The 14,604-nt window shown below is 75.3% G+C and carries 12 protein-coding genes; 5 read left to right on the forward strand and 7 right to left on the reverse strand.

Annotated elements, in window-relative coordinates:
- The first annotated feature begins 19 nt into the window (after positions 1–19).
- Positions 20–2,140 carry a glycogen debranching protein GlgX gene (gene glgX / locus ACF1ED_RS16350; RefSeq protein WP_391760885.1) on the forward strand — a complete coding sequence of 707 codons (2,121 nt, stop codon included), beginning with the start codon at positions 20–22 and terminating at the stop codon, positions 2,138–2,140.
- On the opposite strand, the gene ACF1ED_RS16355 is transcribed toward glgX, so the two are convergent.
- Positions 2,094–3,356: an MFS transporter gene (locus ACF1ED_RS16355; RefSeq protein WP_391760887.1), complete on the reverse strand. Its 1,263-nt coding sequence runs from the start codon at positions 3,354–3,356 to the stop codon at positions 2,094–2,096. The genes glgX and ACF1ED_RS16355 overlap by 47 nt on opposite strands.
- A 153-nt stretch (positions 3,357–3,509) precedes the next feature.
- Here ACF1ED_RS16355 and treY point away from each other — a divergent pair, with 153 nt between their 5' ends.
- On the forward strand, positions 3,510–5,831 hold the full coding sequence (gene treY, locus ACF1ED_RS16360) for a malto-oligosyltrehalose synthase (protein WP_391761332.1): 2,322 nt from the start codon (positions 3,510–3,512) through the stop codon (positions 5,829–5,831).
- Positions 5,832–5,909: 78 nt separating this feature from the next.
- Complete coding sequence (locus tag ACF1ED_RS16365) at positions 5,910–6,128, forward strand: hypothetical protein (protein ID WP_391760889.1); 219 nt, start codon at positions 5,910–5,912, stop codon at positions 6,126–6,128.
- Positions 6,129–6,187: 59 nt separating this feature from the next.
- Here ACF1ED_RS16365 and ACF1ED_RS16370 read toward each other — a convergent pair whose 3' ends face one another.
- From ACF1ED_RS16370 to ACF1ED_RS16380, 3 genes are all read right to left on the reverse strand, one after another.
- Positions 6,188–6,685, reverse strand: a complete 498-nt coding sequence (locus ACF1ED_RS16370) for a hypothetical protein (RefSeq protein ID WP_391760891.1) — start codon at positions 6,683–6,685, stop codon at positions 6,188–6,190.
- A gap of 88 nt (positions 6,686–6,773) precedes the next feature.
- Positions 6,774–7,856: a cytochrome P450 gene (locus ACF1ED_RS16375; RefSeq protein WP_391760893.1), complete on the reverse strand. Its 1,083-nt coding sequence runs from the start codon at positions 7,854–7,856 to the stop codon at positions 6,774–6,776.
- 196 nt (positions 7,857–8,052) lie between these two features.
- Positions 8,053–8,607: an FHA domain-containing protein gene (locus tag ACF1ED_RS16380; protein WP_391760895.1), complete on the reverse strand. Its 555-nt coding sequence runs from the start codon at positions 8,605–8,607 to the stop codon at positions 8,053–8,055.
- Between the two features lie 183 nt (positions 8,608–8,790).
- Between ACF1ED_RS16380 and ACF1ED_RS16385 the strand changes: the two genes are divergently transcribed.
- Positions 8,791–9,759, forward strand: a complete 969-nt coding sequence (locus tag ACF1ED_RS16385) for a GNAT family N-acetyltransferase (RefSeq protein ID WP_391760897.1) — start codon at positions 8,791–8,793, stop codon at positions 9,757–9,759.
- Between the two features lie 56 nt (positions 9,760–9,815).
- Complete coding sequence (treZ, locus tag ACF1ED_RS16390; protein WP_391760899.1) at positions 9,816–11,567, forward strand: malto-oligosyltrehalose trehalohydrolase; 1,752 nt, start codon at positions 9,816–9,818, stop codon at positions 11,565–11,567.
- Between the two features lie 12 nt (positions 11,568–11,579).
- Here treZ and ACF1ED_RS16395 read toward each other — a convergent pair whose 3' ends face one another.
- From ACF1ED_RS16395 to ACF1ED_RS16405, 3 genes are all read right to left on the reverse strand, one after another.
- The gene (locus ACF1ED_RS16395) at positions 11,580–12,740 is read right to left on the reverse strand and encodes an aminopeptidase P family protein (protein WP_391760901.1); all 1,161 of its coding nucleotides are present in this window, start codon (positions 12,738–12,740) and stop codon (positions 11,580–11,582) included.
- Between the two features lie 106 nt (positions 12,741–12,846).
- Positions 12,847–13,806: a hypothetical protein gene (locus tag ACF1ED_RS16400; RefSeq protein ID WP_391760903.1), complete on the reverse strand. Its 960-nt coding sequence runs from the start codon at positions 13,804–13,806 to the stop codon at positions 12,847–12,849.
- A gap of 259 nt (positions 13,807–14,065) precedes the next feature.
- Entirely contained in the window at positions 14,066–14,602 is a 537-nt protein-coding gene (locus tag ACF1ED_RS16405) for a tetratricopeptide repeat protein (RefSeq protein WP_391760905.1), read from the reverse strand.
- Positions 14,603–14,604: the final 2 nt, after the last annotated feature.

The following is a 14,604-nucleotide window of genomic DNA, read 5'->3' on the forward strand; positions in this document are numbered from 1 at the left end:
GAAGAGGAAGATTCCATTCATGCAGGTCTGGCCGGGACAGGCGTACCCCCTGGGCGCCACCTACGACGGAGCGGGCACCAACTTCGCGGTCTTCTCGGAGGCGGCGCACCGCATCGAACTGTGTCTGATCGACGACGACGGCGCGGAGACGTCCGTCGAACTGCGCGAGACGGACGCCTTCGTCCGGCACGCGTACCTGCCGGGCGTGATGCCCGGGCAGCGGTACGGCTTCCGCGTGCACGGGCCGTACGCGCCGGAGCGCGGGCTGCGCTGCAATCCGGCGAAGCTCCTCCTCGATCCGTACGCGCGGGCCATGTCGGGCTCGGTCGCCTGGGGCGAGGCGGTGTACGGCTACCCCTTCGGCCGGCCGGACGCGCGCAACGACGCGGACTCGGCCCCGCACACGATGACCTCGGTGGTGGTGAACCCGTACTTCGACTGGGGCGACGACCGGCGGCCGCGCACCGAGTACCACCACACGGTGATCTACGAGGCCCACGTGAAGGGCCTGACGATGCTCCACCCGGACCTCCCGGAGGAGCTGCGGGGCACCTACGCGGGGCTCGCGCACCCCTCGGTGATCGGGCACCTGAAGGAGCTCGGCGTCACCGCGCTGGAACTGATGCCGGTGCACCAGTTCGTGCACGACCACCGGCTGGTGGACGCGGGGCTGTCGAACTACTGGGGCTACAACACGATCGGCTTCTTCGCCCCGCACAACGCCTACGCGTCCTGGGGCGACCGGGGCCAGCAGGTCCTGGAGTTCAAGTCGGCGGTACGGGCGCTGCACCAGGCGGGCATCGAGGTCATCCTCGACGTCGTCTACAACCACACGGCCGAGGGCAACCACCTGGGCCCGACGCTCTCCTTCCGCGGCCTGGACAACCCCTCGTACTACCGGCTGGCCGACGACCCCCGCTACTACATGGACACCACCGGCACCGGGAACTCGCTGCTCATGCGGTCCCCGCACGTGCTCCAGATGATCATGGACAGCCTGCGGTACTGGGTGACCGAGATGCACGTGGACGGCTTCCGCTTCGACCTGGCGGCCACCCTGGCACGGCAGTTCCACGAGGTGGACCGGCTGTCGTCCTTCTTCGACCTGGTGCAGCAGGACCCGGTGGTGAGCCAGGTGAAGCTGATCGCCGAGCCGTGGGACGTCGGCGAGGGCGGCTACCAGGTGGGCAACTTCCCGCCGCTGTGGACCGAGTGGAACGGCAAGTACCGGGACTGCGTACGGGACCTGTGGCGGGGCGAGCCGCGCACGCTGGCCGAGTTCGCCTCCCGGCTCACCGGCTCCTCCGACCTGTACCAGGACGACGGCCGGCGCCCGCTCGCCTCGGTCAACTTCGTGACCTGCCACGACGGCTTCACCCTGCGCGACCTCGTGTCGTACAACGAGAAGCGCAACGAGGCCAACGGCGAGGGCAACCGGGACGGCGAGAGCCACAACCGCTCGTGGAACTGCGGCGCGGAGGGCGAGACCGACGACGTCGGGATCAACGAACTGCGGGCCCGCCAGATGCGCAACTTCCTCGCCACGCTGATGCTGTCGCAGGGCGTGCCGATGCTCAGCCACGGCGACGAGTTCGGGCGGACCCAGGAGGGCAACAACAACGCCTACTGCCAGGACGGCGAGCTGTCCTGGGTGCGGTGGCCGAAGGAGAACAGCGAGGCGGAGGCGACCCTGCTGCGCTTCACCCGGGCGATGGTGCGGCTCCGCCGCGAGCACCCGGTCTTCCGGCGGCGGCGCTTCTTCCACGGCCGGCCGGTGGAGGGCACGCACGACGAGCTCACCGACATCGCCTGGTTCACCCCCGAGGGCGAGGAGATGACGGCCCGCGACTGGCAGGCCGCGCACGCCCGCGCGCTGACCGTCTTCCTCAACGGCAACGCGATCTCCGAACCGGGCACGCAGGGCGAGCGGATCGCCGACGACTCCTTCCTGCTGATGTTCAACGCCTCGTCGCAGGAGCTGGAGTTCGCGGTGCCGGACAGCCACGGCCGGTGCTGGCGGACGGTGGTGGACACCGCGGAGCCGGAGGGGATGCCGCCCCGGGAGGGGCCGGAGATCGCGGCGGGCGAGCGCGTCACCCTCGCGCCGCTGAGCCTGGCGGTGCTGCGCCGTCCGGCGTGAGCGCCCCGCGCGGCGCCTTCGGACGTGCGGTCCGCACCGTCCAGGAGAGCGCCGCGCAGGCCGCGGCCGCCCCCACCGCCACCGCGAAGGCGGCGGGGGCGCCGTGCTGTTCGGCCAGCCGTCCGGAGAGCGCCAGGGCGAGGGCCTGGCCGCCGACGATCCCGCTGGTGAGGAAGGCCATGGACTCGGCGAGCCGGCCGGCCGGGACGGCCCGCTCGGTGAGGGCGAAGACCGTGATGAGGTGCGGGGCGTAGGCGGCGCCGAGCACGGTCACCACCGCGTACAGGCCGACGAGGGAGTCGACGGCGAGCAGCGGCAGGGAGAGCAGGACGAGCCCGGCGGTCGCGGCCCGCCAGCGGGCCGTGAGTCCGATCCGGGCGGGCAGGGCGGCGAGCGAGAGGCCGACGGCGGCGCTCATCACGCCCATCGCGGCGTAGACGAGCCCGGCCTGAGAGGGGGCGCCGAGGCCGGCGGTGAGGGCGGTGATCCCGGCCTGGGAGGCGCCGAACATGGCGCCCTGGAGGACCATCGTCACCCGGAGGGCGTAGGCGGAGGCGGGCAGCCGGGGCCGTTCGGCGGCGCCCGTACGGGTGGTGGACGCGCCGGCTCCGGTCGCGGCGGCGCGGGCGGTCGGGTGGAGCGCGAAGCCGGTGCCGCAGACGGCGAGCAGCAGGGACGCGCCGAGCAGGGCGGTCCCCGGGTGGGCGAGGGCGGCGGCGAGGCCGACGAGGGCCGGGCCGAGGACGAAGGACACCTCGTCGAGGGTGCCCTCGAAGGAGAGGACGGCGCCCACGGTCCGGTCGTCGGCCCCGGCCCGGCGGGCGAGGGCCACCGAGCGGGTCCGGGCGAGCGGCCCGATCTGCGGGACGGTCGCCCCGGCGAGCAGGGCCGCCGGCACGAGGAGCGCGGTGGGGGCCTCGGCGACGGCGGCGAGGACCAGGACGGCGACGGCCACGGCGTTGGCGAGGGAGGCGGCGAGGACGGGTCCGCGCTGGCCGCGCCGGTCCGCGAGCCGGCCGAGGAGCGGCCCCGCGACGGTCTGCCCGGCGGCCAGCGCGCCTCCGGCGAGCCCCGCCGTGGCGAGGGAGCCGCTGGTCTCGGCGACCAGCAGGACGCTGCCGAGCTGGCACATCGCGGTGGGCAGCCGGCCGAGGAAGGAGAGGACCGGCAGGGCGGGGCCGAGCAGCGAGAGGGTGTCGCGGTACGTCCGGAGCATCGGCCGAAAGTAACCCGATGCACCCGAACGGGTGCATCGGGCGATGACACGGAAGCTTCCGTACGGGGTACGTACGTTCGCATGACGTCCAACCGGTCCGCCCGCCCGCCGTCCCCCGCCGACCCCGCCGTCGCCTCCGTCCCCGCCGTCCCGGTGGTGCCCACCGCCACCTACCGGCTCCAGCTCCAGCCCGCCTTCCCCTTCGCCGCCGCCGAGCGGGCCGTGCCGCACCTCGCCGGGCTCGGCGTCTCGCACCTGCACCTCTCCCCCGTCCTGGAGGCGGTGCCCGGCTCCCTCCACGGGTACGACGTCACCGACCACCGGTCGGTCCGGGCGGAGCTGGGCGGCGAGGCGGGGCTGCGGGCGCTGGCCGCGACGGCCCGCGCGCACGGCCTCGGCCTGGTGGTGGACCTGGTGCCCAACCACATGGCGGCCTCGCCCCGGCACAACCACGCGCTGCGGGAGGTGCTGCGGCACGGCCCGGACTCGCCGTACGGCCGCTGGTTCGACATCGAGTGGGACGCCGGGGACGGCCGGGTGCTGCTGCCGGTGCTGCCCGCCCGGCTGCACGAGGTGAAGGACCGGCTGCGGGTCGAGGACGGCGTACTGCGCCTGGACGGGCAGGAGTTCCCGCTCCGCGAGGGCACCGAGGGGCTGCCGCTCGACGCGCTCCTGGACGCCCAGTGGTACCGGCTCGGCTGGTGGCGGCTCGCCCGCACCGAGCTGGACTACCGGCGCTTCTTCACCGTCTCCGACCTCATCGGGGTGCGGGTGGAGGACCCGGAGGTCTTCGCCGGGAGCCACGCGAAGATCCTGGAGCTGGTCGCCGACGGGGTGATCGAGGGGCTGCGCATCGACCACCCCGACGGCCTCGCCGACCCCCAGGGCTATCTGGAGCGGCTGGCGGAGGCGACCGGCGGCCGGTGCTGGACGGTGGTCGAGAAGATCCTCACCGGGGACGAGACGCTGCCGGACGCGTGGCCGGTGGCGGGCACCACCGGGTACGACGCGCTGCGGCTGGTCGACGGCGTCCTGACCGAAGCCGCCGGTGCCCAGGAACTCACGCGCCTCTACCGGGAGTTCGCCGGACGCTCCGCCGACCGGGGCGGCGACTGGGAGGCGACCGCCCGGCGCGCCGCGTACGAGGTGGTGCGGCACGACCTGGCGGCGGAGACGGCCGCGCTGACCCGGGCGGCGGTACGGCTCTGCGCCGCCGACCCCGCGCTCCGGGACCACGCGCCCTGGGCGCTGCGGACGGCGGTCGAGGAGCTCCTCGTCCGCGTGCCGGTCTACCGGCCCTACCGGACCGGCGTCGAGCGGGTGCTCACCGCCGAGGCCGCCCGGGGCGCCCGGGCCGCCTTCGCGGTGCCGGAGGAGGCCGCCGCCGTGGACACCGTCCGGGGGCTCCTGCTCGGCACGCTCGGCGACTCCCCCGGCCACCGGGCCTTCCGGGCCCGGTTCGCGCAGACCTCCTCGGCGCTGCGGGCCAAGTCCACCGAGGACACCGCCTTCTACCGGTACGCCCCGCTGCTCTCGGCCAACGAGGTCGGCGGCGATCCGGGACGGCCGGCCGTCGGCGTCGCGGAGTTCCACGCCGCCTGCGCCCGGCTCGTCCGCGACTGGCCGGCCACCGGCACGGTCCTCACCACCCACGACACCAAGCGCAGCGCGGACGTGCGGGCCGCGATCGCGGTCCTCGCGCAGTGCCCGGAGGTGTGGGCGGGGCTGCTGTCCGAGACCGCCTCGGTGCCGGCGCCCGACCCGCACCTCGCCTGGACGGCCTGGCAGACCGCCTTCGGCTTCGGCACGCCGGACCCGGAGCGGATCGGACCGGCCGTCCTCAAGGCCGCGCGGGAGGAGGGGCTGCGGACCTCGTGGACCGAGCAGGACCCGGCGTACGAGCGGGCGGTGGCCGACTTCGTGGCGGCCGGGCCCGGGCGGGTGCCGCTGCGGGCCGCGTCCGAGGCGGCGTTCGCGCTGGAGCCGCACATCCGGGCCCAGGCGGACGGCGCGGCGCTGGTCCAGCTGACCATGCCGGGGGTGCCGGAGCTGTACCAGAACACCGAGCGGGAGTACCGGGCGCTGGTCGACCCCGACAACCGGGCGCCGTTCGCGCCGGGCCCGGACGACGGCCGGACCGCGCTGGTCCGGGCGGCGCTGCGGCTGCGCCGGGAGCGCCCGGCGGCCTTCGGCCCCGGCTCCGGGTACGAACCGCTGGCCGCCGAGGGGCCGGCCGCCGCGCACTGCCTGGCCTTCGCCCGCTCCGGCGAGGTGGTCACCGCGGTGACCCGGCTGTCGCTGCGGCTCGCGGAGGCGGGCGGCTGGCGGGACACCGAGCTGGTGCTGCCGGACGGGCGCTGGGCCGATGTCCTGGACGGGGTCCGGGAGTTCACCGGTGGCGCGGCGAGCGAGCTGAAACTGGCGGAGCTGTTCGCCGACCGGCCGGTCGCCCTCCTCGCGCGGATCGGGGACTGACCGCATACTGGGCGGCACCACGCCCGGGGGCGAGGAAGAACAGACGAACGGGCGAACGGGCGGACAAGGGGGGAAGACATGACGCTGTGGGTGTTCTTCGGAGTCCTGGGGGGACTCGTCGTGCTCCTGGTGGGGGTGCTGCTGCGCCGGGGCTGGACCCGCACCGAGCACGCGGAGGGCCTGCGCATCGAGGAGCGGGCCCGTGTCCAGGCGGCCCAGGACCGGACCTCGTACAACTCCTGGGCGGTGCACAACGCCCCGCCGAACCAGACCGACGCCTACCAGAGGCGCCGCTGAGGGAGGGGGGCCGGGCGGGGCGGTCCGTCGGACCGCGCCGCCCGGCCCCCGTCCGCGGGTCAGATCCGGCTGGCGCGCGTGACCTCGCACTTGGTGTACTCGGAGCCGTCGCCGGTGCCCGGGTACGGGGTGGTGAGCTCGGTGCTGACGGAGGCGCCCGCGGTGACCGCGATGCCGGTCTTCACGGCCGTCGCCGAAGTGGCGCCGGTGCCGGTGAACTTCATCGTGACGCTGTAGTCGTAGTCGAGCGCGCCGTCGTTCTTCACCGTGATCTTGGCGGTGAGCTTCTTCGTCGCCGCGTCGTAGGCGCACTTGTCGATGGTCACGTCGCGGGCGGCCTTGTCGGCGCTGCCACCGCCACCGGGCAGGGAGCCGCCCGAACTCGCGTTGCTGTCGCTGTCGTTGTCGCTGTGGCTGCCGCTGCCGCCGGAGCTGGAACTGGAGCTGGAACCGGAGCTGCTGTTGTCGCAGCCGCCGCCGCCCGAACCGCGGGCACCGGTGAGGGCGATGACGGCGATGCCGAAGACGGCGATCGCGCGGGCATGACGAAGCTTCACGTGTCTGATTCCCCGTTGGACTTGACTCGAATGAACGGCTCGTTTGACGAGCGCACGTCACCCTAGCAGCGGGGCGGAGCCGCTCGTCTCAGCCGTTCGGCCGGACGACGAGCGCGCGCGGGGCACGCGTGATCAGACCGGTCGGCACCGGACGGAAGCCGTCCGCCAGGCGCAGCCGGGGCATCGCGCGGAAGAGCGCGCGGAGCGCGTACTCCGCCTCCAGACCGGCCAGGATCACCGCGGGGCAGAAGCCTGGGCCGTACGTGAGCTGACCGGGGTCGTCGCGGAGCGGATCGAAGCGGTCCGGGTCGCGGAACCGCTCCGGGTCCCGCCCGGCCGCGCCGACCAGCAGCGCCACCGAGGAGCCTCCCGGCAGGATCCCGCCGCTCACCGGCACGTCCTCCCGGGTGCGCCGGACGGCGATCTGCACCGGCGGATCGCGGCGCAGCGACTCCGTCCACGCCCGGGCCACCAGGCCCGCCGGGGCGTCGCGCAGGGCGGCGGTCTGGTCGGGGTCGGCGAGGACGTTGCCGAGGAAGGAGGCGAGCGCCTTCTCCCGCACGGCGATCTGGCCGCCGCACTCGCCGGCGAGCGCCGTGGCGGCCCGGCCCCTGACCAGCCGCATCATGTCCCGGTAGGGGACGCCGACGGCGGCGGCGACGGTGCCCGCGGGCAGCCAGTGGCAGAAGTCGGCGACCAGGTCGGCCTGCGGGCGGTCGGCGATGCGGCGGGCCAGGACGTGGGCGGTGCGCTCCGCGACGGCCCGCAGTTCGGCGAGGTTCACGTCGGTGTGGGCGCGGGCGCAGGGCGGGTCGCCGGGCCGGTGGCCGTGGGTGAAGCGGGGGTCGGTGAGCGCGCCGGCCACGTCCGCGTACCGGCTGAGCACCCAGGCGCGCAGCAGCGGGTCGTAGGTGAGCGGGAACTCCTCGCGCAGCCGGCGGTGCACGGGGTGCGGGTCGAGGGCGGCGCCGGGGTCCAGGGGGCTGGGGGCGACGGTCCGTCCGCCGGGCGGCGCGGGCGGTCCCGCGGCCGGGTCGGCGACGGGCCGCACCCGGCCGGGGGCGGGGGCGGCGGTGGCCCCGGCGGGGGCCATGGCGGGCAGTCGCCGCCAGGGGTCGTCCGCGCCGGGGGTCCCGGCGGGTCCCGTCCCGCGGTTCGGCTCGTCGCGCATCGCGCCCCCTGTCGTTCGGCCGGTTCGCCTCGTCGGCGGTGATTGCCGCGGCCGGGATCCTGGCGCGCGTCCCCCCAGCCCACCATCCAGCGCCCGCCGCCGCCCGCCACGTACGGCCGAACGGGTGAGGGCGCACCGCGCTGACCTCGAAGGACCCGCCGGCGGAAGGCCCGGTCAGCCGAGGCGGAGGAGCCGGTCAGTCCAGGGAGAGCCGGAAGCTCATCTCGCCGAAGCCGACGACGTCACCGGCGCGGACCACGACCGCGCCGGTGACCCGGCGGCCGTTGACGGTGGTGCCGTTGGTGGAGCCGAGGTCGCGCAGCACCCAGAGGCCGCTCTGGAGGGAGAGCTCGGCGTGCAGCCGGGAGGCCGTCTCGTGGCTGAGCCGCAGCCCGTTCACCGGGTCACGGCCGATGCGCAGCGGGTACGGCCCCGGCTGCGGCAGCAGCAGCTTCGGGAGCCGCTCGGAGTGCCAGGCCCTGCCGATGCGCGCGGTGAACGCCGACACGCGCTCGACCGCGCCCACCACCCGCCGGGTCCAGGTGCCCTCGCCGCGCAGGTCGGCGGTGAGCACGGCGAGTTCGTCGGGGCGGCGGGCCTGGAGGGCCCGCTCCATCCGGAAGAGGAAGGTGTCGTGCGAGAGACGGCCCTGCGCCGCGCCCTCCCGGAGCATGCCCAGCGCGCGGTCCCGCTCGGCGTCGGTCAGCCGGGGGGAGTGCGCCGGGGGCTCGTACGGGGTCGGGGTCGTCACACGGTGATTGTCCGGGTGTCCGGGCCGGGCTGTCCAGAAGCCTCCTGTACCGGGCCTGTACCAGCTCCGACGGCCCGTCGCCGCCCGTCGCCGCCCATCGCCGCTAATTGCCGCGCCCGCCCCGGAAGATCGCTGCTACGGTCTGCGGGCTTCGACCGACCGTACCCCTGGGGGAACCACCGTATGACCGACGACCTCGTCGTCCGCCCGCTCGCCGGGCCCGAGGAGCTGGACCTGTTCCTCGGCCTCCGCTACACGCTCGACCACGAACTCGCCGACGACCTCGGCACCGGCCGCCGCCGCCCCGAGTGGCTGTGGGTGGCCCTCCGCGACGGCCGGCCGCTCGGCCGGATCGCCTGGTGGACCAACAAGGAGGGGGGCGAGCCGCTGGCCCTCGACTTCTTCGACCTCGACCCGGAGCTCCCGGCCGGGGAGGCGGCGGAGGTGGGCCGGCGGCTGCTGGCCGCCGCCGTGCCCGCCGTCGTGCCGGCGGGCACCGTGCCGCCGGAGTACAACCGCTACCTGCCCGCCGACTGGCGCGAGGTCCCGGAGACCCGCGAGCGGGTGGAGCTGTTGTTCTCCCTGCTGGCGGAGACGGGCGCCCGGCCGCTGGTCGAGCGGCTGCGCCTGGAGTGGCTGCCCGGCACCCCGGTCGCGGAGCCGACGGGCCGGCTGGTCTTCCGTCCGGTGCGGGACCGCGAGGACCTGGTCACCCTGATGACGCCGGTGATGGAGGGCACGCTCGACGCGCACGGCCGGGCCGACCTCGCCGAGGGGCTGACCCCCCGGGAGGCCGCCGAACGGCACTACGACGAGGAGTTCCCGCACTACACCTCGCCGCGCGAGTGGTGGCGGGTGGCCGAACTCCCGGACACGGGCGAGGCGGTCGGCTTCGTCGTCCCGGCCCGCAACAACTACAACCCGATCATCGCCTACATCGGGGTGCTCCCCGCCCACCGGGGCCACGGGTACATCGACGAGATCCTCGCCGAGGGCACCCGGATCCTCGCGGAGGCCGGGATGCCGCGGGTCCGCGCCGCGACCGACCTGGGGAACGTCCCGATGGCGGCGGCCTTCGCCCGCGCCGGGTACGTGAACTTCCAGCGTCAGGTCGACTACGTGTGGGACGCGCCGGGCGCGTCGCGGTCCTGACTGCCAGGATGGGACCGAGGTAGCCGACCGTACCGACGTCTGCGAGGAGAACCGCCGTGCTCTTCGAGGTCTGGGCGCCGCACGCCCGCGACCGGGTGACCCTGGAGCTGAACGGCACCGGGCACCCCCTCGACCGGGACCCCCTGAGGGACGGCTGGTGGACCGGCACCGTGCCGGCCTCCGACGGCGACCGGTACGGCTTCCGTCTCGACGAGGGGCCCGTCCTGCCCGATCCGCGCGGCCGCAGGCTGCCGGACGGGCCGGACGGGCTCAGCGCCGTCGTCGACCACGGGGCCCACACCTGGCTCCACGAGCCGCCCCGGCTGCGGCTGCGGAACGGGGTCCTGTACGAGCTCCACGTCGGCACCTTCACCCCGGAGGGCACCCTCGACGCGGCCGCCGCCCGGCTCGGGGAGCTCGCCGGGCTCGGCGTCACCCACGTGGAGCTGATGCCGCTCTGCCCGTTCCCCGGGGTGAACGGCTGGGGGTACGACGGGGTGGCCCCCTGGGCGGTGCACGAGCCGTACGGCGGCCCGGCGGCGCTCAAGCGCTTCACGGACGCCGCGCACGGACTCGGCATGGGCGTGGTCCTCGACGTGGTCCACAACCACCTGGGCCCCTCCGGGAACCACCTCCCGCCCTTCGGGCCGTACTTCACCGACACCCACCACACCCCGTGGGGCGCGGCGGTGAACCTCGACGCGCCCGGCTCGGACGAGGTGCGGGCGTACTTCCTCGGCAGCGCGCTCGCCTGGCTGCGGGACTACCGGATCGACGGACTGCGGCTCGACGCGGTGCACGCCCTCGCCGACGACCGGGCCCTCACCTTCCTGGAGGAACTCTCCGCCGCCGTCGACGAGTTGGCGAAGGAGCAGGACCGCCGGCACTTCCTGATCGCCGAGTCCGACCTGGCCGACCCGCGCACCACGGCGCCGCGCGCGCTCGGCGGCCTCGGCCTGCACGCGCAGTGGAACGACGACTTCCACCACGCCCTGCACACCGCGCTGACCGGCGAGTCGCAGGGCTACTACGCGGACTTCGCGCGCGCCCCGATGGCCGCGCTCGCCAAGACCCTCACCCGGGTCTTCTTCCACGACGGCACCTGGTCGTCCTTCCGGGGCCGGCACCACGGCCGCCCGGTCGACCGGGAGCGCACCCCGGCCCACCGCTTCCTGGGCTACGCCCAGACCCACGACCAGATCGGCAACCGGGCTCTGGGGGACCGCCTTTCGGCCTCCCTCTCCCCCGGCCTGCTGGCCTGCGCGGCGGCGCTCGTCCTCACCGGGCCGTCGGTGCCGATGCTCTTCATGGGCGAGGAGTGGGGCGCCCGCACCCCCTGGCAGTACTTCACCGACCACACCGACCCCGAGCTGGCGGAGGCCGTACGGCGGGGCAGGCGGCGGGAGTTCGCGGAGCACGGCTGGGACGAGGGCGAGGTGCCCGATCCGCAGGACCCGGCGACCCGCGACCGCTCGGTCCTCGACCGCGCGGAGCGCGAGCGCGACCCGCACCGCCGGATCCTCGCCTGGCACCGCGAGCTGATCGCCCTGCGCCGCACCCTGCCGGACCTCACCGACCCGGACCTCGGCGGCGTGCGGGCCGCCTTCGACGAGGAGGCCCGCTGGCTGGTCTTCCGGCGCGGCGACGTGCGGGTGGCGGTCAACCTGGGGAAGGAGCCGGCGGAGATCCCCCTGGGCTCCAACGGCCGCGACCGCGTCCTGGCCGCCTGGGAGCCCACCGAACCCCCCGCCCGGGACGGCCTGCTGCGCCTGGCCGCCGAGTCGGCGGTGGTGCTGTCCGACGGGTGAGGGCGGCGACGGCTACTCGACGATCGCCATCTCGTGCGGGGTGGCGTTGAAGCGCCGGCCGGTGCCGTCCTCGGCCATGGTCACGATGTCCTCGATGCGGACGCCGAAGCGGCCCGGGAGGTAGACGCCCGGCTCGATCGAGAAGCACATGCCGGGGACGACGGGCCGCTCCTCGCCCTCGATCATGTAGGGCGGTTCGTGGGTGGTGACGCCGATGCCGTGGCCGGTGCGGTGGATGAAGTACTCGCCGTAGCCGGCGTCCGCGATGACCTTCCGGGCCGCGCGGTCCACGTCCTGGCAGGCGATGCCGGGCCTCACGGCCTCGAAGCCGGCCTGCTGGGCCTCGCGGACGAGGTCGTGGACCCGGCGCTCCTCGTCGGTCGGCTCGCCGACGTGGACGGTGCGGGTGGTGTCGGAGCCGTAGCCGTGCTTGAGGCCGCCGAAGTCGAGGACGACCATGTCGCCGCGCTCGATGACCCGCTCGCCGGCCTCGTGGTGCGGGTCGGCGCCGTTGGGGCCCGAGCCGACGACGGTGAAGTCGACCTGGGAGTGGCCGAAGTCCATGAGCAGCCGGGCCAGGTCGGCGGCGACCTCGGTCTCCCTGCGCCCCGCGAAGCGGACCTTGAGGATCTCCTCGTACGCCCGGTCGGCGGCGGCCCCGGCGGCGGCGATCCGGGCCAGCTCGTGCGCGTCCTTCACGGCCCGCAGCATGGGCAGGGCCTCGGTGAGGGAGACGTACGAGGTGGAGGGCAGGGCCTGCTGGAGGCCGAGGAGGTGCATGGCCCAGGTGTTGTCGCTGACGCCGAAGCGGCCGGTGACGTCCAGCAGGGGCGCGGTGACGGCGTACGGGTCCTTGCCGTCGGTCCAGTCCCGCAGGGTGAGCGCGGGGGCGCCGACGGCCTTCCGCGCGTCCGGCGCCTCCAGGGTGGGGACGACGAGGACGGGGTCCTGGCCGGGGGCGACGACCAGGACGGTGAGCCGTTCGGTGATCGCGGTCGGCTGGTAGCCGGTGAGGTAGACCAGGTCGGGGCCGGGGGCGACGAGCACTCCGGCGAGGCCGGCGTCGGCGGCGGAGGCGGCCGCCCGGTCCATCCGGGCCCGGTAGTCGTCGGCGGTGAAGGGCGTGGGGGCGTCGCCGGAGGCTTCGGAGGCTTCGGCGGGGGTGCTCGGCATGGGGTCTCTCCTTCGCGGCGGCGGCCGGACGGCGGGCGGTCCGTGGTCGGGCGTCCTTCAGCATCCTGCCCGCCGGGCCCGGCCGTCGCGACCGCTCGGCGGCCCGTCAGCGCGGTCCCGGCCCCTGGGCGATCAGCCGTTCGAGCAGGTCCTGGAAGTCGTCGCCGACGACGATCCGCAGCTCGCCGCCGTCCTCGTCGTGCTCGCTGAGCTGGGTGAGCGTGCCGCCCCGCCACCAGAAGACGTAGGGGCTGATGGCGCCCGGGGTGTCCTCGTACTCGGAGGCGGCGAAGGAGGCCATGGCACCGAGCGCCGGGATGATCGTGGTGTCCCGGATGGGGTGGAAGGCGATCTGGTGCCGGAAGGGGAGGGCGACCAGGGCTCCGTGCTCGCCGAGCGGCAGTCCGGTGACCCGCTGGGCCAGGGCGTCGAGGTCGAGGACGCGGCTGGCGGTGTAGAAGGAGTCGCCGACGACGACCTCGAAGGACATGCCGTCGGCGTCCCGTACGGTCTCGTGCTCCTCGACGGGCAGTCCGCGCAGGTTCTTCAGCGCGCGGTCGCGCAGCTGCGCGGGGTCGCCGAGCCGGTCGAGGGCGTCGTCGGTGAGCATCATGACGCTCTCGGGCAGGTCGAGCGCCAGCACCTCGTACAGGCCGGGGGCGAGGGTCCTGGCGTAGCCGAAGGCGCCGGGGTCGATGCCCTCGCCGTTGACGACCCGGGGGTAGAGCTGGGCGCGGATCTGGTCCGGCGGCAGCGTGTCGAGGGCCGAGGGCCCGTCCAGGGTCCGCACCACCAGGGTGACGTGACGGCGGATCAGGTCGGGCCAGACGCGGGGTCCGCGCCGGTCCCGGTGGCAGACGGCGGCGAGGTTGCCGAGGCCGAAGCGGCGCTGCTTGTCGTCCTGGACGGAGGAGGCGTAGACGGTGACCTCCAGGCCGAGTTCCGCGAAGGCCTCGCGGACGGTGGCCCGGAAGAACGCGGCCTCGCGCTCGGAGAAGTAGGCGAACTCCGGGTCCCTCGGCGCGTCCTCGCCGTCCCGCCTGGGCCTCCTGCGCAGCCACCCCACGTCGCCCGCCTTCCGTCGCCGTTGCGTTCAGCCTAGCGAGTGGGGCGGGCCCCCCACCGGCCCCCCGGCGAAGTCACCGGCCCGGGCGCGGCCGGAGACCGCCGGGCACGATCGGAAGCCGCCGGACGCACGGCCGGAGACCGCCGGACGCGGCCGGAAGCCGCCGGACGCGCGGCCCGAGACCGCCGGACGCCACCGGAAGCCGCCGGACGCGCGGCCCGAGACCGCCGGACGCGACCGGAGACCGCCGGACGCGGGGTCAGGAGCCGTCGGGCGCGGTGAGGAGGGCGCGGGCGTAGTGGGCGAGGGAGCGGTTGTAGCGGGGCAGCAGCGGGGCGAGCGCGCCGAGGGCCAGCGAGGCGGCCTCCCGGTCGCGGCCGGTGTCGGCCAGCGCGAGCGCGAGGAAGGCGTCCACGGCCGGGGCGAGCGCCAGCTCGTCGGCGTCGAGCCGCTCGGCGGGCAGGTCCCGCTCGGCGGTGAGCAGGTCCACGCTCCGGTCGGGCCGGCCGAGGTTCCGCAGACTGCTCGCCAGCTGGATGACGGCCCGCCGCCGGCGCAGCCCGCTCAGCCCGAGGTCGAGGGCCCGCCGGTAGTGCCGGACGGCCTCCACGGGCTGCCCGGTGGAGTCGTGGGCGGCCCCCAGCTCGAACACGGCGGCGGCGTCCTCGCCGCCCCGCTCCCCTGCGAGCGCCGCGATCCGCTCCCGGAACTCCTCGGGGCCGTACGCGTCGATCCGCTCCCAGAGGGCGGCGACCCGCTCCTCCCACCCGCCGTCCATGCCCGCCTCGTCGCTCATGC

Origin of the sequence: Streptomyces sp. NPDC014656, from assembly GCF_043084305.1 — a bacterium.
Taxonomy (GTDB): Bacteria; Actinomycetota; Actinomycetes; order Streptomycetales; family Streptomycetaceae; genus Streptomyces.

What these genes read in the sequence shown, in the direction of transcription:
- glgX (WP_391760885.1), top strand. Translation starts at nt 20, where the DNA reads ATGCAGGTCTGGCCGGGACAGGCGTACCCCCTGGGCGCCACCTACGAC.
- ACF1ED_RS16355 (WP_391760887.1), bottom strand. Translation starts at nt 3,356, where the DNA reads ATGCTCCGGACGTACCGCGACACCCTCTCGCTGCTCGGCCCCGCCCTG.
- ACF1ED_RS16365 (WP_391760889.1), top strand. Translation starts at nt 5,910, where the DNA reads ATGACGCTGTGGGTGTTCTTCGGAGTCCTGGGGGGACTCGTCGTGCTC.
- ACF1ED_RS16375 (WP_391760893.1), bottom strand. Translation starts at nt 7,856, where the DNA reads ATGCGCGACGAGCCGAACCGCGGGACGGGACCCGCCGGGACCCCCGGC.
- ACF1ED_RS16385 (WP_391760897.1), top strand. Translation starts at nt 8,791, where the DNA reads ATGACCGACGACCTCGTCGTCCGCCCGCTCGCCGGGCCCGAGGAGCTG.
- ACF1ED_RS16395 (WP_391760901.1), bottom strand. Translation starts at nt 12,740, where the DNA reads ATGCCGAGCACCCCCGCCGAAGCCTCCGAAGCCTCCGGCGACGCCCCC.
- ACF1ED_RS16405 (WP_391760905.1), bottom strand. Translation starts at nt 14,602, where the DNA reads ATGAGCGACGAGGCGGGCATGGACGGCGGGTGGGAGGAGCGGGTCGCC.